Annotated in this window: 20 protein-coding genes; 6 read left to right on the top strand and 14 right to left on the bottom strand. The window is 58.1% G+C overall.

Annotated elements, in window-relative coordinates:
• Nucleotides 1-25: 25 nt before the first annotated feature.
• The 3 genes from metA to AAY81_RS03035 all read right to left on the bottom strand — a co-directional run bounded on the left by metA (nucleotide 26) and on the right by AAY81_RS03035 (nucleotide 3,190).
• Entirely contained in the window at nucleotides 26-970 is a 945-nt protein-coding gene (gene metA / locus AAY81_RS03045; protein WP_066661223.1) for a homoserine O-acetyltransferase MetA, read from the bottom strand.
• A gap of 111 nt (nucleotides 971-1,081) precedes the next feature.
• Complete coding sequence (locus tag AAY81_RS03040; RefSeq protein ID WP_066661221.1) at nucleotides 1,082-2,362, bottom strand: O-acetylhomoserine aminocarboxypropyltransferase/cysteine synthase family protein; 1,281 nt, start codon at nucleotides 2,360-2,362, stop codon at nucleotides 1,082-1,084.
• A gap of 210 nt (nucleotides 2,363-2,572) precedes the next feature.
• The gene (locus tag AAY81_RS03035) at nucleotides 2,573-3,190 is read right to left on the bottom strand and encodes an MOSC domain-containing protein (protein ID WP_338030603.1); all 618 of its coding nucleotides are present in this window, start codon (nucleotides 3,188-3,190) and stop codon (nucleotides 2,573-2,575) included.
• 346 nt (nucleotides 3,191-3,536) lie between these two features.
• Between AAY81_RS03035 and AAY81_RS03030 the strand changes: the two genes are divergently transcribed.
• Together AAY81_RS03030 and AAY81_RS03025 are read left to right on the top strand one after the other, a co-directional pair.
• Nucleotides 3,537-3,746, top strand: a complete 210-nt coding sequence (locus AAY81_RS03030; RefSeq protein WP_066661219.1) for a helix-turn-helix transcriptional regulator — start codon at nucleotides 3,537-3,539, stop codon at nucleotides 3,744-3,746.
• 2 nt (nucleotides 3,747-3,748) lie between these two features.
• Complete coding sequence (locus AAY81_RS03025) at nucleotides 3,749-4,303, top strand: hypothetical protein (protein ID WP_066661218.1); 555 nt, start codon at nucleotides 3,749-3,751, stop codon at nucleotides 4,301-4,303.
• 77 nt (nucleotides 4,304-4,380) lie between these two features.
• Here the strand turns inward: AAY81_RS03025 and AAY81_RS03020 are convergent, their stop codons facing one another.
• Entirely contained in the window at nucleotides 4,381-4,908 is a 528-nt protein-coding gene (locus AAY81_RS03020) for a cysteine hydrolase family protein (RefSeq protein WP_066661217.1), read from the bottom strand.
• A gap of 203 nt (nucleotides 4,909-5,111) precedes the next feature.
• Here AAY81_RS03020 and AAY81_RS03015 point away from each other — a divergent pair, with 203 nt between their 5' ends.
• Nucleotides 5,112-6,362 carry a tyrosine-protein phosphatase gene (locus AAY81_RS03015; RefSeq protein WP_066661214.1) on the top strand — a complete coding sequence of 417 codons (1,251 nt, stop codon included), beginning with the start codon at nucleotides 5,112-5,114 and terminating at the stop codon, nucleotides 6,360-6,362.
• Between the two features lie 60 nt (nucleotides 6,363-6,422).
• Here AAY81_RS03015 and arcC read toward each other — a convergent pair whose 3' ends face one another.
• The 4 genes from arcC to ptcA all read right to left on the bottom strand — a co-directional run bounded on the left by arcC (nucleotide 6,423) and on the right by ptcA (nucleotide 11,214).
• Nucleotides 6,423-7,385: a carbamate kinase gene (arcC, locus tag AAY81_RS03010; RefSeq protein WP_066661212.1), complete on the bottom strand. Its 963-nt coding sequence runs from the start codon at nucleotides 7,383-7,385 to the stop codon at nucleotides 6,423-6,425.
• Between the two features lie 4 nt (nucleotides 7,386-7,389).
• Nucleotides 7,390-8,553, bottom strand: a complete 1,164-nt coding sequence (aguA, locus tag AAY81_RS03005) for an agmatine deiminase (protein ID WP_066661210.1) — start codon at nucleotides 8,551-8,553, stop codon at nucleotides 7,390-7,392.
• A gap of 94 nt (nucleotides 8,554-8,647) precedes the next feature.
• The gene (locus AAY81_RS03000) at nucleotides 8,648-10,102 is read right to left on the bottom strand and encodes an APC family permease (protein WP_066661208.1); all 1,455 of its coding nucleotides are present in this window, start codon (nucleotides 10,100-10,102) and stop codon (nucleotides 8,648-8,650) included.
• A gap of 59 nt (nucleotides 10,103-10,161) precedes the next feature.
• A complete protein-coding gene (gene ptcA / locus AAY81_RS02995; protein ID WP_066661201.1) occupies nucleotides 10,162-11,214 on the bottom strand; it encodes a putrescine carbamoyltransferase in 1,053 nt (350 codons plus the stop codon).
• Between the two features lie 297 nt (nucleotides 11,215-11,511).
• Here ptcA and AAY81_RS02990 point away from each other — a divergent pair, with 297 nt between their 5' ends.
• On the top strand, nucleotides 11,512-12,474 hold the full coding sequence (locus AAY81_RS02990; RefSeq protein WP_066661199.1) for a helix-turn-helix transcriptional regulator: 963 nt from the start codon (nucleotides 11,512-11,514) through the stop codon (nucleotides 12,472-12,474).
• 158 nt (nucleotides 12,475-12,632) lie between these two features.
• Here the strand turns inward: AAY81_RS02990 and AAY81_RS02985 are convergent, their stop codons facing one another.
• From AAY81_RS02985 to AAY81_RS02975, 3 genes are all read right to left on the bottom strand, one after another.
• A complete protein-coding gene (locus tag AAY81_RS02985; RefSeq protein WP_066661195.1) occupies nucleotides 12,633-14,240 on the bottom strand; it encodes an FAD-dependent oxidoreductase in 1,608 nt (535 codons plus the stop codon).
• A gap of 119 nt (nucleotides 14,241-14,359) precedes the next feature.
• Complete coding sequence (locus tag AAY81_RS02980) at nucleotides 14,360-15,217, bottom strand: LysR family transcriptional regulator (protein WP_066661192.1); 858 nt, start codon at nucleotides 15,215-15,217, stop codon at nucleotides 14,360-14,362.
• A gap of 146 nt (nucleotides 15,218-15,363) precedes the next feature.
• A complete protein-coding gene (locus AAY81_RS02975) occupies nucleotides 15,364-15,756 on the bottom strand; it encodes a pyridoxamine 5'-phosphate oxidase family protein (protein ID WP_066661190.1) in 393 nt (130 codons plus the stop codon).
• Between the two features lie 121 nt (nucleotides 15,757-15,877).
• Here AAY81_RS02975 and AAY81_RS02970 point away from each other — a divergent pair, with 121 nt between their 5' ends.
• The gene (locus AAY81_RS02970; protein ID WP_066661189.1) at nucleotides 15,878-16,219 is read left to right on the top strand and encodes a winged helix-turn-helix transcriptional regulator; all 342 of its coding nucleotides are present in this window, start codon (nucleotides 15,878-15,880) and stop codon (nucleotides 16,217-16,219) included.
• Between the two features lie 73 nt (nucleotides 16,220-16,292).
• Here the strand turns inward: AAY81_RS02970 and AAY81_RS02965 are convergent, their stop codons facing one another.
• Nucleotides 16,293-17,021 carry an ATP-binding protein gene (locus tag AAY81_RS02965; protein WP_066661186.1) on the bottom strand — a complete coding sequence of 243 codons (729 nt, stop codon included), beginning with the start codon at nucleotides 17,019-17,021 and terminating at the stop codon, nucleotides 16,293-16,295.
• Nucleotides 17,022-17,180: 159 nt separating this feature from the next.
• On the opposite strand from AAY81_RS02965, the gene AAY81_RS02960 reads away from it, so the two are divergent.
• On the top strand, nucleotides 17,181-17,852 hold the full coding sequence (locus AAY81_RS02960) for a Crp/Fnr family transcriptional regulator (protein ID WP_066661177.1): 672 nt from the start codon (nucleotides 17,181-17,183) through the stop codon (nucleotides 17,850-17,852).
• A gap of 73 nt (nucleotides 17,853-17,925) precedes the next feature.
• Here AAY81_RS02960 and AAY81_RS02955 read toward each other — a convergent pair whose 3' ends face one another.
• Entirely contained in the window at nucleotides 17,926-18,951 is a 1,026-nt protein-coding gene (locus AAY81_RS02955; RefSeq protein ID WP_066661174.1) for an alcohol dehydrogenase catalytic domain-containing protein, read from the bottom strand.
• Nucleotides 18,944-19,669 carry an IspD/TarI family cytidylyltransferase gene (locus tag AAY81_RS02950; RefSeq protein ID WP_066661171.1) on the bottom strand — a complete coding sequence of 242 codons (726 nt, stop codon included), beginning with the start codon at nucleotides 19,667-19,669 and terminating at the stop codon, nucleotides 18,944-18,946. The genes AAY81_RS02955 and AAY81_RS02950 overlap by 8 nt, the downstream gene beginning before the upstream one ends.
• Nucleotides 19,670-19,734: the final 65 nt, after the last annotated feature.

The following is a 19,734-nucleotide window of genomic DNA, read 5'->3' as shown; positions in this document are numbered from 1 at the left end:
AATAGCGCACGATGCACCCAGGCCCCTACAGCGCGCGGTCCTCCTTGCCACCAGCCAAGCGAACATCGTAGGGCGTGGTCTGGTACACGTAGTAGTTCAGCCAGTTGGTGTACAGCAGCTGAGCATGGGCCCGCCAGAACGAATACGGCGGCTGAGCAGGGTCATCATTGGGATAATAATGCTTAGGCACCTGCGGGAACATGCCCTTGGCAACATCGCGCTCATATTCATTGCCCAGGGTATAGCGGTCGTATTCCGGATGGCCAAACACGAAGATGTTGCGATCGTCGGAGCTCTTCGCAAGATACGCGCCCGCCTCTTCCGAAACGGCAAGCAAATCGAGCTTCGGATGAGCCTCGATATCGGCCGTGCGCACTTCGGTGTAACGCGAGTGAGGCGCCCAGAACATGTCGTCGAAGCCACGCAGCAGGGGCGTCGTAACCTTATCCACGATACGACGATGCCTGAACACGCCCGACATCTTCTGTTCAAGCTCATGCTTCTGAATGCCGTAGTGGAAGAACATGCCCGCCTGCGCACCCCAGCAGATATGAAGCGTCGAATGCACATGCGTCGCACCCCATTCCATGATCTGGCAAAGTTCGGGCCAGTAGTCCACGTCTTCGAATTCAAGACGCTCCACCGGCGCACCCGTGATGATCATGCCGTCGAAGTGCTCATGCTCGATCTGCTCGAACGTACGGTAGAACGTATCGAGATGCTGTTCCGAGACGTTCTTCGCAGCATGGCTCGCCATGCGCAGCAGCGTAATCTCCACCTGCAGCGGCGTGTTCGAGAGGCGTCGGAGAATCTGCGTTTCCGTGGCAACCTTGGTGGGCATAAGATTGAGCAGCACCACGCGCAAAGGACGAATGTCCTGATGCATGGCGCGATACTCGGTCATCACGAAGATATTTTCCTGTGCAAGCAGGTCGGTTGCGGGCAGCGCATCGGGAATGCGAATAGGCATGATGCTCACCTTCCAATAGAGCGGAAACAAACAAGCCGCTTACGCGCATGAAGCGCATACGGCAGACCGCCCCGTCGACAGGCAAAGCCAACGGGGCGGTCGAAAACGGCATTACAGAAGCGCAAGGGCCTGGTCGATATCGGCAATGATATCCTCGGCTGCCTCGATGCCGCAACTGAGGCGAATGAGATCGGGGGCTACGCCAGCCGCTTCCAGCTCAGCATCGCTCATCTGGCGATGCGTGCTCGACGCGGGATGCAGGCAACATGTACGCGCATCAGCCACATGCGTTGCGATGCTTGCCATCTTCAAGCCACCCATAACCTTTTCGGCAGCCGCACGGCCGCCGGCAACCCCAAAGCTCACTACGCCACAACCGCCGTTCGGCAAGTACTTCTGCGCCAAGGCGTAATACGGGTCGCTTGGCAGGCCGCAATAGCGCACCCAGCTAACCTTCGGATGCGATGCGAGGTACTGGGCCACTGCTTCGCCGTTTTTGCAATGCTGGGCCATGCGCACATGCAGGCTCTCCAAGCCCAGATTCAGAATGAAGGCATTTTGAGGCGAGGGGATGGACCCGAAATCGCGCATGAGCTGCGCCGTCGCCTTGGTGATAAACGCACCCTCGTTGCCGAAGTCCTGCGCATACACCACGCCATGATAGCTTTCGTCGGGCGTGCACAAGCCAGGGAACTTGCTCGCATGGGCCATCCAATCGAACGTGCCCCCATCGACGATGGCGCCGCCCACCGCGGCACCATGGCCATCCATGTACTTCGTGGTGGAATGCGTGACGATGTTGGCGCCCCACTCGAGCGGACGGCAATTGACGGGCGTGGGAAACGTGTTATCCACGACAAGCGGCACCCCGTGCTCATGAGCGACCTGGGCAAACAGCTCGATATCCAGAACGGCAAGCGCTGGATTGGCGATAGTTTCGCCAAAGACCGCGCGCGTATTCGGACGAAATGCGGCTTCCAGCTCTTCCTTCGTGCAACTGGGGGAAACGAACGTGCTCTCAATGCCCATCTTGGCCATGGTGACGGCAATGAGGTTATACGTACCACCATAGATAGCCGAGCTCGCAACGATATGGCTACCAGCCTCGCAGATGTTGAAGAGCGCAAAGAAATTGGCAGCCTGCCCCGAGCTGGTAAGCATGGCCGCTGCACCACCCTCCAACTGGCGAATCTTATCTGCCACGGCATCATTGGTGGGATTCTGAAGGCGCGTATAGAAGTACCCGGATTCCTGCAGGTCGAACAAGCGGCCCATATGCTCGCTCGTGGCATAGCGCCACGTGGTGTTCTGGTAGATGGGAACCTGACGCGGCTGGGCGTCTCCCGGTTGCCAACCACCCTGCACGCATTCCGTTTCTTTCCGATACGTCATATCAAGCCTTTCGAACCTGGGGAAAACGCTTACGCGAACACCTCAATAGCATACGCATGCCGCTCGCTTTCGCGTAATAGAAATAATTGATAAGCGCTCATGAGCACGCGTAAAGGCAGCTATCCCAAGAAATAATGCGCTACGAAAATGCCCGCGTGCACGTCAACGCGCGCATGCGGGCATATCTGGAACCAGAACGAAGCGAGTAGGCTACAGCGGCTTGTCGGAAAGGGCGCGATTAACCGTGCCATCGCCCAGCTTCACCACGCGCACTTCATCGCCCACGCGCACGTCACCAGGCTTTACGACCCAGCCGAAAACGCCCTCACGTGGGAAGATGCAATCGCCCGCAAGGTAATAGATGGCGCAACGCGTATGGCAGATCTTCCCGATCTGGGAAACCTCGACCAGGGCATCCCCCACCTCGAGCAAGGTACCAAGCGGCATCTGCTTGATGTTGATGCCCTTCGTGGTGATATTCTCGGCAAAATCGCCATAGCCCACATCGAGCCCATTATCGCGTGCCACCTGGATGGATTCTTCGGCAAGGAACGAAACCTGGCGATGCCAATCGCCCGCATGTGCGTCGCCCTCCACGCCATAATCGGCGTTCAGGTGAATGACGCCCTGCTCGACGGGAGCTTTGCGCATGCCCTTCTTCGGCGCAATGTTCACGGACATAATGCCACCCGTGTCGCCCTCAACGGGCGCAGGCCCCTGGTCGGACACCATCAACGGATTATCAACGCCAAGGTCGTTCGCCAGCTTCTTTGCGGTTTCGTTTTCGCAAATGCGTTTGCAGGTATTCGTGCAAGTAGATTCAGCCATGGCCAACCATTGCACCTTTCTTGTAGTCGACGCAACGGCAGCCACCCCGCACGCCCGGTGCAATGAACATATCCCGCGTTCCGCTGCACTACGGAATGCCCCAAAGGGCCGCGGCTAATTAGGCTGGAGAGAGTATACCACCCAATCTCCTTGCGCGAGCATAAAATCCTGTACCGCGAATAAACAACCCCACGCCCTTTCCATAGCGGCAACCAATGTGATGCCTCTATAACGTTATGACTGATTTTCCAAACATTGTGCAAGATATATTTGACATCATCTCATTTATGCAATATATTTCTTACATCATGAACGATAGATATGGCAATGCGAAAGGAGGGACCTTATGGATGGGAACAAGAATTTGAAGATGAAAGCAGCGCGCGTCGGAGCAGGCCTCTCCCAAGCCGAACTTGCAGCCAAGGTTGGGGCCACGCGTCAAACCATTGGCCTCATAGAAGCCGGTGGCTACAATCCCACGCTCAACCTCTGCATCGCCATCTGCAAGGAACTCAACGTAACGCTCAACGATTTGTTTTGGACCCAGGAGGGGTAACCATGAATGCCATCAAGCATTGGAAAGAATTCTTCGTCATGGCAGACGAACGCGAGGAAATGGAGGCAAACCGCATCAACAAGCGCGCATTCCACCTCATGTTGGCGCTCAACCTCATCTTGTCGTACTTCATGCTATCGCTCGACACCGCGGCAAGCATGCACGATCTCGACCGCACGCCCTTCCTCTACATCAGCCCCATCTGCATGGCGCTTTGCCTGATCGTCGTCGTTTGCGCCATGTACGCAACGATTGCGCAAACGAAGAAGGGCATCATGGGCTACCCGAAATTCGTAAACGTCGACACCTTTCCCGCCAGCACCGCAGTCGGCATCGCCGCAGTAGGCGGAGTTGGGGCGGGCATCATCTTGTTCGTCACGCAGATCCTCGCCGAAATCATGCTCGTGGGCATTTCAGAGGTCTTCTGGGTCACGGACGTCCTAATCGCACTCCCTCTTGCCCTCGCGGTATTCGTCGGCATCGCAGTCATGCTCTATGCCATGTACAAGAGCGCAAGGAAGCATCAAGAACGGATTCTGGCCGACCTGGAAAGCTAGTCACCAGTAAACGCATAGCAAAATGAGGGGCGGCTCCGCAAGGAACCGCCCCCTTCGGGCGTACATCAATCATTCCGCTATCGCGTTACCGCTACCTGGCAGCTTTCCATCACAGCCAAAGCAGCCTCGTGCTTTTCGGGCGTAACGCCTGCGCAGCACGACGCATCCACCGAAACGGGAACCTCGGGCAAGGCGGCCTTGATCATGAGGGCGTTGGAAACCACGCAGATGTCGGTGCACAAGCCCACGAGCTCGATGCTCTCCAGGGGCTCGGAAGCATGCAGCTTCACCAGCTCTTCCGCGAGCTGCACGCTCCCGAAACACGGCTTTTCGAACACCGCGGCGCCCTTGGCATCCGTAAGGGTGCTCAGCTCGTCGGGCAGTTCCCATCCCCACGTTCCGCGCACGCAATGCACGACGGGCAGGTTATGGCCTTCCTGAGTTTGCAGATAGTCCTCGCCATGCGTATCGAGCGTCACGAACAGGGCGCCTTCGAAGGCCTCGACCTTCTTCATAAGACGCGGAAGCATCTCCTGCGCTTCCTTCGTACCCAGCGAACCAGATACGAAATCATTCTGCACGTCCACAACAACCAGGGCTTTCATAGGGCGCTCCTCCGTCGTAAGAATAATTGCGACCACTCTACGCCCCCGAGTGCGTAGAACCTAGGGCATGCGCAAATCCATACGCCGAAACCACGCGCGCACCGCGGACCGCAACCACGCGCTCATGCAGCGCAAACGCATTCGACCATCCCACAGCAAGAGCGTATGATGATGCAAACATGCCCGCAGACGAGGGAGTCCGTATGAACGCCATCACGAACGAACGCACGCCCGTAGCGCATCGCCTTGCATTCGCCATCATCTGCACGCTTGGGCTGACAAGCGCCATGCTCTTCGGCTGCTCCCCCAGCCAGCAAAGCCCCACAGCGCCCAGCGAAGACGCAACGGACCAACCTCTTGAACAGGCGCCAAGCGCGCAATACGTTAATTCCGCCCCAGGGTTGCTGGAAGGCCTCGTCGTCTCGAAGGACCAGGACTTTGGAGGCATCAACTTCTCCATCAGCATCGACGATTTCAATGCCTGCGGTTTCGCGTTCGGCGATAGCGTAGACATCGTCTTCTCAAACGGCTGCGAATTGACTGGCATCCCCTACTACAACGGGTACTACGCAAACATCGGAGACCCCCTTCTGGTAGGCTATCCCGGCTATTCCACCATTCGGGCCGCGTTGTCCTTCGGCGACTCGCTCTGGGAGGCTTCGGGGCTTTCCGAGGGCGACACCGCAACCATCAGGCTCAACACTGCAGACGCCTTCCACACGGTGCAAATCGCCCACGACGTTGCGTACACGAACGACCGAACGGACTACGCAAGCGACGAAGTCTTCGCGAACTTTCGCGCCTGCGCGGGAGGCACGCTTGCGCCCAACGTGCTCTACCGATCGGCGTCGCCCATAGACAACGAGTGCAATCGTGCGCCTTACGCAAGCGCCCTGCTCAAACAAGCTGGCGTTCAGTTCGTGCTCGACCTTTCCGACAACGATGACAAAGTAGACGAATACGCCGCCCTCGACGAGGAGCAAGGCATAGACGTCACGCCCTTCATGGAACTGCGGAGCGTGGGCAACGTCGCCCTGCTCAACCTAACCGCAAACTACTCCTCCGACGAATTCAAGCAAACGCTTGCCCAGGGGCTCATCGAGATGACGCAACACGACGGACCCTATCTGGTGCATTGCGTAGAAGGAAAGGACCGCACTGGCTTCGTATGCCTCCTGCTTGAAGCGCTTTGCGGCGCCTCATACGACGAGCTTGCCGCCGATTACATGGCGTCGTACGCAAACTATTACGGCATCACGGAAGACAGCGACCCCGATCGCTACGATGCCATCAGGAATTTGAATTTCGACGGGATGCTCAGATACCTGGCTAATGTCGATGACCAGGCCAACCTCCAATCGATTGACTATGTTGAGCCTGCCAGGTACTACCTGCACAGTAGCGGCATGACCGACGAGCAGATCGACGCGCTCATTGCGCGCATTGCGGGCTAAAACGCAAAGCGGGCAGGCCATACGACCTGCCCGCTTCTTACTTTCTAGCGACTGAACGCATTACAGGTGAATGCGCGTACCGCTCTTCCCCGCCATGGCGTCGCCAGCCTTGTCCAGGCTGCCGATGATGCACACGCGGCCGGGGCGACTCTTCGCGAAGCGAATGCCCGCGCGAACCTTCGGCTCCATGGAGCCCTTGCCAAACTGGCCCTCCTCCAGATAGCGCTCGGCCTCCTCCACGGAAATGCCCTCCAGGTCCACCTGGTCGGGCTTGCCGAAGTTGATGGCCACATGGTCGACCGCGGTGAGCAGAATGAGCACGTCGGCCTTGCAGTCCTCGGCCAGAAGCTCGCCGCCCAGGTCCTTGTCGATAACGGCCGCAACGCCACGGTAGGCGCCCTTGTCGTTGTAGTCGCGTACTACCGGAACGCCGCCACCACCCGTGCAGATGACGATGAAGTCGTTGTCGAGCAGATTCAGGATGGATTCCGCTTCCACGATCTTCTTCGGATCGGGGGAAGCCACCACGCGACGCCAACCGCGGCCGGAGTCCTCCACGTACTTCTGCTCGGGATGCGCCGCCATTTCAGCCTTGGCCTGCTCTTCCGTAAGGAAGGCGCCAATGGGCTTCGTGGGGTTGGAAAACGCGGGGTCGTCGGGGTCGACTTCCGTCTGCGTAACCACAGACGCCACGTGCCAGCGCTTGTACGCCTTGTGCAGCGCCACGCCCAGGGCCTGCTGCAGGTGGTAGCCGATGTAACCCTGGCTCATGCCGCCGCATTCAGGCAGGTCGAGCATGGGAATCTTCTCGTCCACCTGATGGGCGTACGTGAAGGCCTTCTGGATCATGCCCACCTGCGGGCCATTGCCATGGGTGATGATGATCTCGTTGCCCTGCGTGATGAGGTTGAGCAACTCAGGCGCGGCAGCGCGCACGCGCTCGATCTGCTCTTCGGGCGTATCTCCCAGCGCATTGCCACCCAGCGCCACGACGACGCGCGTATCGTTATCGACGAAAGCCATAGACTTACCTACCTCCCGACGGTTGCTGCTGCGTGATGCAATGAATGTTACCACCGCCGTAGACAACCTGCTCGCTCTTCACTCCCACGGCCTTGTACACGCCTTCGCCCCATTCGGCATCGTAGATATCCTGCAGCGTACGAACGGCCAGGTCATCGTTCTCATCACCATACTGGGGCACGATGACGCCGTGGTTGGTTACCAAATAGTTCATGTACGAGGCAATGAGCGGCTCGTCGGCAACGCGCGGCTCGGCATTCTCGTCAATGTCGATGGAATCGCATGCTTCCTGGGTCATGAATAGCGGCTTCACGGGCATGGGAAGCTTGTAGACCTTCAGCTTGCGACCCTTCGCATCCACGGCGTTCGAAAGCGTCTCGTATGCCGCATGGCATTCGTTGTAGAACGGGTAATCGGGGTCATCGGTCCAGATGCACGCAACCACGCCAGGCTTGATGAACGTCGCAACGTCGTCGATGTGACCGTTGGTCTCTTCGGGGTCGATGCCGTCCTTCACCCAGATGACCTTCTCGCAGCCCAGATATGCCTTCAGGTGATCTTCCATATAGGCGCGCAGCTCTTCGCTCCAAGGCTCCAGCCCCGTGGCGCTTGCCGTGCGACCAGGGTCGAGCAGGCACATGTCGGTGGTGATGACCGTACCCTCGCCGTCGACGGTAATAGAGCCGCCCTCGAGAATCATGTCATCGGGGCGATACGTACGCGCACCCGCCAACTCGGCCACCTTCACGGCAATCTGCTCGTCCTTGTCCCAGGGGAAGTACAAGCCGTTCTCGAAGCCGCCATACGCATTGAAGTGCCAGTGATTCGCACGAACCTCGCCGGCATCGTTCACCACAAAGGTGGCGCAGGTGTCGCGGAACCAAGCGTCGTCGGTGGTCATTTCCACGACCTGGATGTTCTCGTCCTCTTCGAACACCGCCTTGGCGTTCGCGTAGTCTACCTGGTTCACGCACATGGTCACCGGCGTGAACTCGGCAATGGCACGTGCCACGGCAGCATACTGACGCTGGGCGGGCTTGGCGCCAAACGACCACGTATCGGTACGATGGGGCCAGCCCATCCATACGCGGCTCTGGGGCTCGAACTCGCCAGGCATGCGGAAGCCGTCGGCCTTCGGGATGGATACAGATTCGGAAATAGTCTTCATGGTAAGACCTCTTTCATTCTTTGAGAGAAGGCGGGGCGAAAGGAGGAACGCCCCGCCCAGGCTGCGCGGGAACCCGCGCCGGGTAAACGAACCGCTAGGCAAGCTCGGCCGGATCGGCAACGTCGGGGTTAGCAAGCCACTTCTCGGAAAGCTCGGGGGTAAGGCCTGCAAACTCGCGCTCGCGCTTCTTGGCGCACACGACGCGCATGACCTCGCCCGCCACGATACCCACGACAACGCCAATGAGCGGGAACAGTTCCACGAAGCCAACCGTACCCTCGGCGATGGCGCCAAACGGCACGACCGTGGCGATGATGGCCAGGACCAACTCGATGGCAGGAACGACGCAGGCGATCTTCAGGAGGGCGCCCTTGAAGGGCACGACATAGGTACGCTCGCGATTAGGATCGACCTTACGCAGCTTCAGGAACGCCGGGAAGATGGGGATGTAGGCCAGCAGCAGGAAGCACACGTTCATGCTGAAGATCGACCAGAACAGGCCCGTGGAGATCTCCTCGATGGGAATGAGCTGGATGAGCAGGGCAAGCGTGGCGACCACACCATTGACGATAGCGGCACCGGCAGGCATGCCCGTCTTCTTCGATTCGATGGCGAATACGGCAGGCATGTTGTTGTGCTTGGCGCCATACTCGGCCACGAAGTTCACGCCGAACGACCAGCTGGTCATGTTCGCGAACAGGGTCACCAGGAACACGAGCGAGATGACGATGAACAGCCAGGAGTTCTCGCCCACCATGGTCATGACGGCAACGATCATGCCAAAATCGGGGTCGATTTCCTCGGCGGGAATGGCCGCGCCAATGCCGAAACTCGCAAACAGATAGATGGCCGCAATGGCGATACCGCCCAGGATAATGGCCTTCGGAATGTCGGTCTTGGGGTTCTTCATGTCGCTTGCGAACGTTGTAACTACCTCAAAACCCATGAAATTGAACAGGATAATCGACAGATACTGAATCGAGTTAAAACTGGTCAGATCGGGCAGGAAAGTCTCTGCGGACATATCGTTCGCAAAGCCATACGTCAATGCAAACCAGATGCCCATAACGCCCACGGTAACGGCGATGAGCACCTTCAGCACGGCACCGCCATTCAGAATCCACTCGGAATCGCTTACCTTGAAGAACGACAGGAACACGACGACCCACACGAACGCAAGCTCGATGGCAAGCTTGCCCACCACGTCGAATTCCACCCCACAGCACATGGTGATGATGTCAGGGAACAGCGTTCCCAAGCTCGCCATCCACAGAGGGAAGTTGATCCAGTAGTACCAACTGACGCGTGCACCCCACTTATCGCCTAGGGCATTTCGCACCCAGTCGTACAGGCCACCGTCTCCCTCGTACGTGGTACCCAGCTCGGCGCAGATAAGGCCGTAAGGCAGCAGGAACGTGATGATCAGGAACACCCACCAGAAGAACTGCTGGTTGCCAATTGCCGACGCCGGCGCCGCCGCCTCGGCCACGAACACGACACAGATTACGGTGAGAATAACGCTTGCAAACGAAAATTTCTTTTCAGCCATGATGGCTCCCCTTTTCTAGAATGCGGCGGGGACTACCCGCCGCATGGCAGGCATCGTTGCTAGGCGCGAGCGGCCTTGCCGAACTTGGCAAGGGCGGCGTCGATTTCCCGTGCGGCCTCGGCGGCCACCGCTTCGTTGACCGGGGCCTGGGGACAGAGCGCTGCAAGAATCGCGCGGATGGAATGCTTGCGGTTCTCGGCTTCCACCCAGCACAGGGAACGCTCGGGATCGTCCATGACCTCGTCGACGACTTCCTCGCCACGCGTGGCGGGCAGGCAGTGCATGAACTTCGAGTTCGGATTCGCGAAGTTCATCATGTCCATGGTCACCTGATACTTCGGGTAGAAGATGTCCATGTAGCTGGCGCCTTCAACCTCTTCGTCGTACAGGCCGTACCACACGTCGGTATAGATGAAGTCGGCACCCTTGATGCACTCGATGTCATCGGAGATGGTGATGGTGCCGCCGGAAACCTCGCAGTTGGCCTTGCCAATGGCAAGCAGGTCAACCTTGTTCTCCACCTGCAGGCCGCCGTCGGTGATCTGATGGCCCTTCGGCCCGAACTGCACGAAGTCCATGCCCATCTTCGAGGCGATGAACATGAGCGATACGCACACCTGCGTTGCATCGCCGATGAAGGCGAGCTTGCAATCCTCGATCTTCTTGCCCTCGGGCAGGTTCTCGATCATGGTCAGCAGGTCGCCCAGCTCCTGAGTGGGATGGTTGTACTCGCTCATGCCGTTGATGACGGGCGCGGCGGAATACTTAGCCAGGTTCACCACGTCCTTATGGCGGTCGACGCGGGCCATCATGATGTCTACCAGGCTGCCCATGACGCGAGCGGTATCCTCGATGGACTCATGGCCGCCCAGCTGAATGGTGCCGGGGCCGTAGAACTGCGCATGGCCGCCCAAATCGGTCATGGCGGTCTCGAAGCTGATGCGGGTGCGGGTGGATACCTGCTGGAAGATCATGCCGAGCGTCTTGTTCTTCAGCAGCTGCGGGTAGGTGCCCGCTTCCTTGATGCTCTTCTTCATGGCCATGGCAAGATCGACCATGTCGAGCAGCTCTTCCTTGGTGAAGTCGTTGGTATCCAGATAGTCCTTTACCATTTGCGTACTCCCTTTCTCATTGAGTACCTGGCCCCCGTAGCGGCTCTCTCCCGCCGCTGCGAAGCGCATCGCATGGGACGATGCATGCCTCCTGAGCACAGATTCGAAAATGACCGGAGAAATGAAAAGAAATAATCGGGATTAATTTGGCGACGGAACGCCTATACCCAAATTAACCCAGCACCTGAGCTGGGATTGCGCTCGAATGGACAATCGCGGTAAAGTTCGGTGGTTTAAACGCCCGCGCATGCGATAAACTCTCCCTCAATAGACTGCATCGTTTGGGGAGAATGCATCTTGAGCCTGGTTTTCTTCGTTTACACGCTCACGCTTCTGGTCATTTGCGCGCTTACCGCCTCCGTATGCGTTTCCGCGCATCTGGTATGCCATCGCAAGGTGTTCCTGTACGCGGCGGGCATGTTCCTGCTCTACCTCTTCGACGTATCGTTCATCTTCCAGGAAGAGTTCCTGTCGCAGAATCTCGTCTTCGACTCCACCCAGTACTACGCCATCAATTACCCAATCCTGAAAATGATTGTTGGAGGCGGTTTCCTGCAATGCCTCTGGCTCATCGTCTGCGACTACCTAGACGTGCGTAACCGCACTTTGCTATTCGGGCCACTGGTGGCGTTCTTCGCGGGAAGTCTAGCCGTGCTCTTCCTACTGCCCGAAGGCCCCTGGCGTCAGTACCTGTACTATTCCATGCGCCAGGTATTCCTCATCTTCATCTCGCTCTACGGCATCTACCGTCGCAAGCGTGCCACCGACCCGGTAGAGGTCATGCGCCTCGAGCGATTCCGAAAGCCCTTCATTGCCTGTTCCCTGCTGACACTCTGCATACTCTGCGAAGACACCATAGTTATCCTTGTGCTCGACCCAGGGTTCATCACGTCCGACTTCCCGCTGTACCTTTCCGAACGTAACTTCAGCGAGAATGTCATGCTCCTCGTGCTTGCCTGGTTTTCCATACGCGGGTCCGCGCACACGCTCGCCATTCGATTCGAACGACCGCCCCAACGTGAGGACGTGCCTATCGAACATCACATCGAAGAGCTGCTTCCCGTCTACTGCAGACGCTACGGCCTTTCCGAGCGCGAAGGCGAGGTGCTGCACCTCATCCTGCTGGGCCGCGATAATCAGAACATCGCCAACGAGCTCACGCTGGCGCTGGGCACCATCAAAGCGCACGTGCACAACATCCTGAAGAAGACGAACCAGGAAAACCGCGAGAACCTGAAGCGGGACTTCTGGAAGGGCTAGCTTCTGCCTTGCATGCACACGCAAACGCGCCCACCGCTGCAGAGGTGGGCGCGTTTTCTTCGCTGGCCGAATGGGAGGGAGGGTTCCCATTCGGCTATGACGCAGCGGCACAATGCCGCGGTGCGCTATGCAAGCACTCAAGCAGGAGACGAGACGCTTTACGCCTGCTTGATGTACTCCGCCATATGCTGGGCGGCAATACGGCCGGAAGCCATGGACAGGCCCGAGCAGGAACCGCCGCAGTCATAGTACGGCGTGCAGAACAGGCTGCCGTTCTCGACGCCGCCAACATACAGACCGGGAATCGGCTCGAGGTCAACATCGAGGACGCGGCAATCATCGTCGGTGCGTGCACCGCCAAACGTGTTGAAGGCGCTCGGGTTGTACTCGAATGCGTAGTACACGCTGGAGCCATCTTCCACGGGCCACAGGAACTCTTCGCGCTTGTAGAACTCGGTATCGTCCTTGGCGGCAACCATGGCATCGTAGCTCTTCACCGTTTCAGGCAGGTCGATCAGGCCCGCAGCCTTGGCCAGCTCGTCAATGGTCTTGCCTTCGTAGATCCAGCCTTCGTCCTTGCCCTTCTTCAGGTTGTTCTCCAGGTCGGGGATGGGAGCATTGAACATGGTCATGGCAGACGTCCATACGGCAGGAGAGCCAATGGAAGCGTAGTAGCTCTGGGTTGCCATGGAATCCACCACGTTGCCCGAGAAGATGGCGTAGTAGCGCTTCTGATGCAGCGTGGCCTCGCCGCCACCGCTCATGGGCTGCTGAGCCAGCATGTACTCGTCCAGGAAGCGCTTACCAGAAGGATCGGTTACCAGACCACCATAGAAGGCAAGCTGCATGAGGGGGTTAGCGTTGAACACGGAAAGCGTCGACTTCTTGTTCATGCCGTAGATGTCGTTCATGCCCAGGCCATGGATGCGATCTTCCATACCGCCAGCCTCGAGCACCATCTTCTGGCCGTCGCCCGTGTTGTTCTTCGAACCCATGTTGGCGATTTCGACACCGCCGTAGATCTCAGTGAGCATTTCCTCGTTGGCCATGTAGCCACCCGTGCACACGAGCACGGCCTTGGCATTCACGTTGATGACCTTGCCCTTTTGCTCGCACTGCACGCCCTTGGCCACGCCGTCCTCCATGAGGATGTGCGTTGCGGGAGCGCCATACAGGAACTCAACGCCCTCGCCCGTAAGGTACTGCTCGATGGGCTGGCCCTTATCGGGAGTCATGAAGCCATGCACGTCGGTAAAACCAACGTTGTAGCGATCGCCCAAGATCTGCGTTTCGACGCCCATCTTCGTAAGAATGTCGATATCTTCCGTCAGCAGCATGGTGCACTTGCGCAGCAGCTTGGCATTCACCGTCCAATGGGCATAGGCGATCATGTGCTTGTACAGGTCGACGAGCGTGAACGTCTGGCCAATCGAACGCGTGCCCTCGGTCTCGACGGCGCACGTGCCGCTGATCTCGTTGAAGTTAGAGTCGGTTGCGTTGCCCGACTTGGTAACGACCAGGATGTTCTTCACGCCCTGCTTTGCGGCCTCGTATGCGGCAAAACAACCGCAGGCGCCAGAGCCCACGATAACGATATCGGCGTCGCGCGTTTCGTCAGCCGTCTTGATTTCGCTCGTTTCGGCGGAAGCCGCCTTATCGGCAGAGCCCTTGGATTGAGCGCACCCAGAAAGCGCACCCGCTCCCGCGATGCCGGCAAGCGCAAGGCCCGCACCCGTCAGAAAATTACGGCGTGAGATTTCAGCCATAGTTCCCTCTTTTCCCTCCGTGTTTCCAATATGGCCCTACCCTATTCCGCGGGAGGCCATTCGTGAAATATCGGTTTTACGGGAATCGATAAGAAAGGCTTATAGACCGATGTGACGCGCTAGTTCAAGAACTCGAGAAATTTGGCGAGCGCAGGGTTGTCGTTGCTCGCAAGATACGCCCATCCCACGGCAAGGCTCGCATGATACCCCACGACATCCAGAATGCAGGAATCAGCTCCCAGATCCTGGGCCACATGAACGGGCATAGCCTCCACGCCCAAGCCCATGATCATGTCTGCCAGGGCGATGTCCTGGTCTTCGGCGCGCACGAGCGGCGTTTCCGGAGAGCCTTCCAGATACGGATACGTTTGGTACACGAGAGCCTGGTTCTCGCAATCGGCGATGATGTGCGGAAAGGAAAGCAAATCGGAAGGAACGAGCCCCTTCGCGTTGGCAAGGGGATGATTGGCGCTCGCTACGATGCACAGCTCGTTCACCTCTACCGCGGCATAGGAAACTGCCTTCGCACTTTCGCTCACCGCAGTAACCATGATGTCGTAGACGCCATCATGCAGCTCCTGAAGCTGCGTAAGGGAACGCGAGCGAGCCAGACGCAGCTCGACTTCGGGATAGCTGGCCATAAAGCCGCGAAGGGCATCGAAGTAAGCCGTCTGGCCGGAATTGGCCACGCCCACCGTAAGCACGCCCGCAGAGCCCTCCGCGATGGCACGCGCACGCTTGGCCGACTTGTCGAGTGCATCGATAACGCCCAGCGTATCGTGGTAGTATGCCCTACCTGCTGCCGTTAGCTGCACGCCCTTCGTGGAGCGCACGAACAGCGGAAACCCAAGTTCGTCCTCGAGCGCCTTGATCTGCTGGCTAATGGCCGGCTGCGCAACATGGCATTCTTCCGACGCACGCGTGAAGCTGAGCGTACGAGCCACCGACTTGAAGTACTCAAGCTGCGTTGTCCTCATATCATCCCTCCCCTTTTGGATAGATGATACTACGACCAGGCCATCCCCTACGCAGGATGCCGCAACGGCAAAAGCGCCCGCCTTCCTGCCGGAAGCGGGCGCCTAGGCGTCATGCGCATGCACCACGCGCTATGTAAGCTGAAATCCTACAGCGCGTACTCGACGGGAGCATCGGTGAAGGAGCACACCGTAGCCGTTCCCTCTTCGAAGCGGAAGACGGTCATGAGGCCGTCGTCAGCCGAGTACATGGCCGTGAGCGACGGGTTTGCCTCGAGCATGGCAACGCGAGCCTCGCGACGCTCGTCTTCCGCCACAACGCCACGCAGACGAATCCACGTGCCCTCGACCATGCCGCTTACCGCAACATGCGGATTAGCCTTCATCTGCTTGTACACGTCCTTCTGATTGTTGGTGACGATGTACAGCTTGCCTTCGAACTCGCATACCGCGCCGAAGGGGCGAACCTGGGGAACATCGCCGTCTACCGTAGCCAGGTAGAACGTTCCGCTTTTCGCCAAATAGTCGAGAGCTTTTTCCATGAGCATGCCTTTCGTATTCGCTCTTACCAGTTGCAGGGACCATTTAACAAGTGTAGTCTCGCCTAAGCAAGTACGATATTTTTTGATACCAGTATCATTTACGATACCTAGAAGGACAAACATGCAGCAGAACGAACTCTTTGGAAAGTGCCCGTACGTGACCTCGCAAAAGGTCCTCAGCGGAAAATGGTCGCTCTACATCCTTCACCTCTTGCAAGACGGCCCCGTGCGCTTCAACGAACTGCAACGGCGCATGCCCGAAAGCATGACGCACACGACGCTCTCCCGTCAGCTCAAAACGCTTGTCAACGATGGCTTGGTCCTCCGCCGCGTCCATTCCGAAATACCGCCCAACGTGGAATACGAACTAAGCGATGTGGGCATGAAGTTCAAGAACGTGCTTTCCGCACTTGAAACCTGGGGGAACGAGTACATCGCCTATCTTTCGCAGGACGAAAAGTAGGCATGGCGAAACACGAAAAAGGAGCCATCCCACGGGATGGCTCCTTTCGCAATTAACACGATGAGTCGAAGCGTTATTCGAGTATGCGGCCATCCAGGGAAAACGTAACGACCCTCCAAGGAAGGAACTTGCCGCTCGCCTTCAGGGCCTCCACCGCCGCATGCTCCAGGCCACCGCAACACGGCACCTCCATGCGCGTTACGACAACGCTCTTGATGTCGTTATTCGCAATGATCTGCGTGAGCTTTTCGGTGTAGTCCACCATGTCGAGCTTGGGGCAGCCGATAACGCATACGTGATTGCGGATGAAGTCCTGGTGAAACGCCGCATACGAATAGGCGCAGCAGTCTGCGGCGATAAGCAGGTTTGCCCCATCAAAATACGGCGCACGCGTAGGTGCGAGCTTGATCTGCACGGGCCAATTCGTTAACTGCGATTCGCATGTCGCCGCAGCTGCCGCAGGTGCGCTTGCAGCCGCCTGCGCGGACCGGTCGAACGTTCGCATAGCCGAACCGGGACAGCCGCCACCTGCATGGCGATGAGCCGCCGCGGCAAACGCAGCCTGCTTCGCCTTGGAAGCTGCAACTGCCGCCTCGTCATACGCAGCAGCCTCGCGTTCCACGAACGAAATGGCGCCCATGGGGCATTCGGGCAGGCAATCGCCCAAACCATCGCAGAAATCGTCACGTACCAGACGAGCCTTGCCATCAATGATCTCGATGGCACCCTCATGGCAGGCATCCACGCAAATGCCGCAACCATTGCATGCCTCTTCGTTAATTTCGATAATCTTTCGAATCACCGTTGCTCCTCACTAATCGTCTTCTTCCTGCAGAGTATCTGCGCCTACCGAAAAAGTATGTTGCGATTACAACAATGAGCGGATATGATATCCCGCAACAAGCAATCTTCACGAACCTAGGGCCAAACGCCCCACCGCCCGCACGAGAAGAGGACCATCATGAATGAAACGCCCGCGCTCAGACGCACCGAGCTCTTTGGAAGCACGAGCGAAGAGGACATCGATTCGATGCTGGGATGCCTGGGATCCCACATGAAAACCTACCGAAGCGGCGAATACGTATTCCACATGGGCGACATGACGTCCGAAATCGGGCTCGTGCTAGAAGGCAGCGTCTACATCGAGAACGTGGACATATGGGGTGACGCGCGCGTTATGCGCACCTGCTCGACCGGCGAGCTGTTCTGCGAAGAACAGGCGGCCATACCCAACGAACCCCTTATGGTGGACGTCATCGCGCAGGAAGACTCGCGCATCATGTTCCTCAATGCGAGCAAGGTGCTCTCCACCTGCCCCCACGCGTGTCCACACCACCGTCATCTCTCGCTGAAGCTCACCACGATGATCGCCCGACGCAGCCTGGGGCTTTCCCAGCAGCTGTTCCACACCACCCCAAAGTCCATTCGCGGCAAGCTGCTCTCGTATCTTTCGCATGAGTCGGAACGCGCGGGAAGCAACGAGTTCGACATCCCGTTCAACCGCCAGCAGCTCGCGAACTACCTGGGAGTCGACAGAAGCGCCATGTCGAACGAGATTTCGAAAATGCGCGACGACGGCATCCTGGAATCGAAGCGCAGCCACTTCAAGCTCAACGAACGCGCCTTCCAGTAACCACCCAAAATAACGAAAGCGGCGCCGCACCCCAAAGGCTGCGACGCCGCTGCTTTTCAAGCAAAAAACCGGGCTACATGTTCCAACGCATGATGGTCTTGCCCATGGGCTTACGTGCATCGGCGTCGAACGCGTGCGCGATATCGCGAATGGAAGCGACGTCGTTTACCGAACCCACCAGGGACTCCAGATAGCTGGCAATCTGCGGATGCTCGCGGTACAGCTGCAGCGTGCGCTCGAAATCCAGGCGACCGCTTCGGCTGCTGCCAAACATGCGCAGTCCCTTTTCCAGCACCATGCGCGTATTCACGGGAACGGGGTTCTCGGAAACGCCCATGAGGGAAATGGTTCCCTCGGGCTTGATGGTATCGATGATCTGCCCAATGGCCGACGCTGCCCCATCACCGCCGCAGCACTCGAAAGCGTGGTCGATGAGCGGCGCATGCGCCGCATCGGTGGTAAGAAACGTCTGGTCCACGAACGTAAAGTCGGCAAGCTTGTAGGCATTGCGCCCAAACACCACGATGTTCATGTTGGGGTACATGGAACGCAAGACGAGAGACACGATGAATCCCACGTTGCCATCGCCCCATACGCCCACCGTTTCGCGGCGCACGTGGGCAATTTCGCCAAACCGCGACACCGCATGAACGGCAACGCTCACCAGCTCGGTAAACGCCGCCACTTCATCGGAGATGGAATCGGGCAGAGCAATGACGCGGGAAGCAGGCAGGACTACCAGCTCTTGCATGAAGCCATCGTAGCCGCTGCCGCAGAACTGGCTACTGCGCAGGTAGTTCTCCTTGATGACGTCATCGGTCTCCACGGGATTGTTCGGCAGCATGACCACACGCTGACCAGGTTCAAATACGCCATCGGCGCTCCAGGCCACGCGTCCAATGCCCTCGTGGATAAGCGCCATAGGCAGCTTCTTGGCCATGGCACGCGCGGAGCGACGCCCCTGGAAGTAACGCTGATCGGCGTTACAGATGGAAAGGTGCGTGGGGCGCACGACGACATCTTCGGGGCCAACCGCCACATCGACCTGCACGGGCTCGATGGTGCGCGGCGAAACCAGGCGATACACGCAATTAAGCATGATGCCCCTCTTCTTCCTGCTCCATCATGGCGCGGGCTATGCGCATGTCGCTGGTGTACGTGAGCTTGATATTACTCTCGCTGCCACGCACCATTGCAACCTTTTCGCCCTTCAGAACGAACACCTTGCACGCATCGGTGAGGATGGCCTTTTCGTCGTCGGAAAGCTCCAGGAAGAGCTTCTTCAGGCGCTTGGCGTTGAAAGACTGGGGCGTCTGGCCCTGATAGTATTCCGCGCGATTCGGTATGGAGGCAATCATGCTGGAGTCGACGCTATGAACGATGGTGTCAGTGGCGGGAATCACCGTATCGCAAGCACCATGCTCGCGTGCTGCAGCGATGTTCTCCACGATGATGCGGTAATCGACAAAGGGACGCACGGCATCGTGCGTGACGATAATGGTGTCGTCGTCCATGCCATACGCCTTCTCGATATGGTCGATGGCATTCATGATGGTGTCGTTGCGCTCGGCGCCGCCCGCAACGATGTCAATGCGATGTTGGAATGCACCCAGGTAGCGGCTCACAATGTCCTGCGTCTGCTGCAGCCATGTTGCCGGAGACAGCACGATGATCTTCTGAAACTCGTCGACCAGGCAAAACTTCTCGATGGTGTGCACGATCACCGGGCGATCGCCCATCATCCAAAACTGCTTGGGCTTATTGGGGTTGCCCATACGGGTGCCCGAACCGCCTGCGAGAATTGCCGCGTAAACCATTACGTCCTCTATCTATCGAATGCGTATCGTCTAAAACCAACGAGCGCGGGCCACCCCGCGCTCCC

It is taken from the genome of Denitrobacterium detoxificans (assembly GCF_001643775.1).
Lineage (GTDB): Bacteria > Actinomycetota > Coriobacteriia > Coriobacteriales > Eggerthellaceae > Denitrobacterium > Denitrobacterium detoxificans.
The sequence above is the reverse complement of the archived record's forward strand: the minus strand, read 5'-3'. Positions and strand labels throughout refer to the sequence as shown.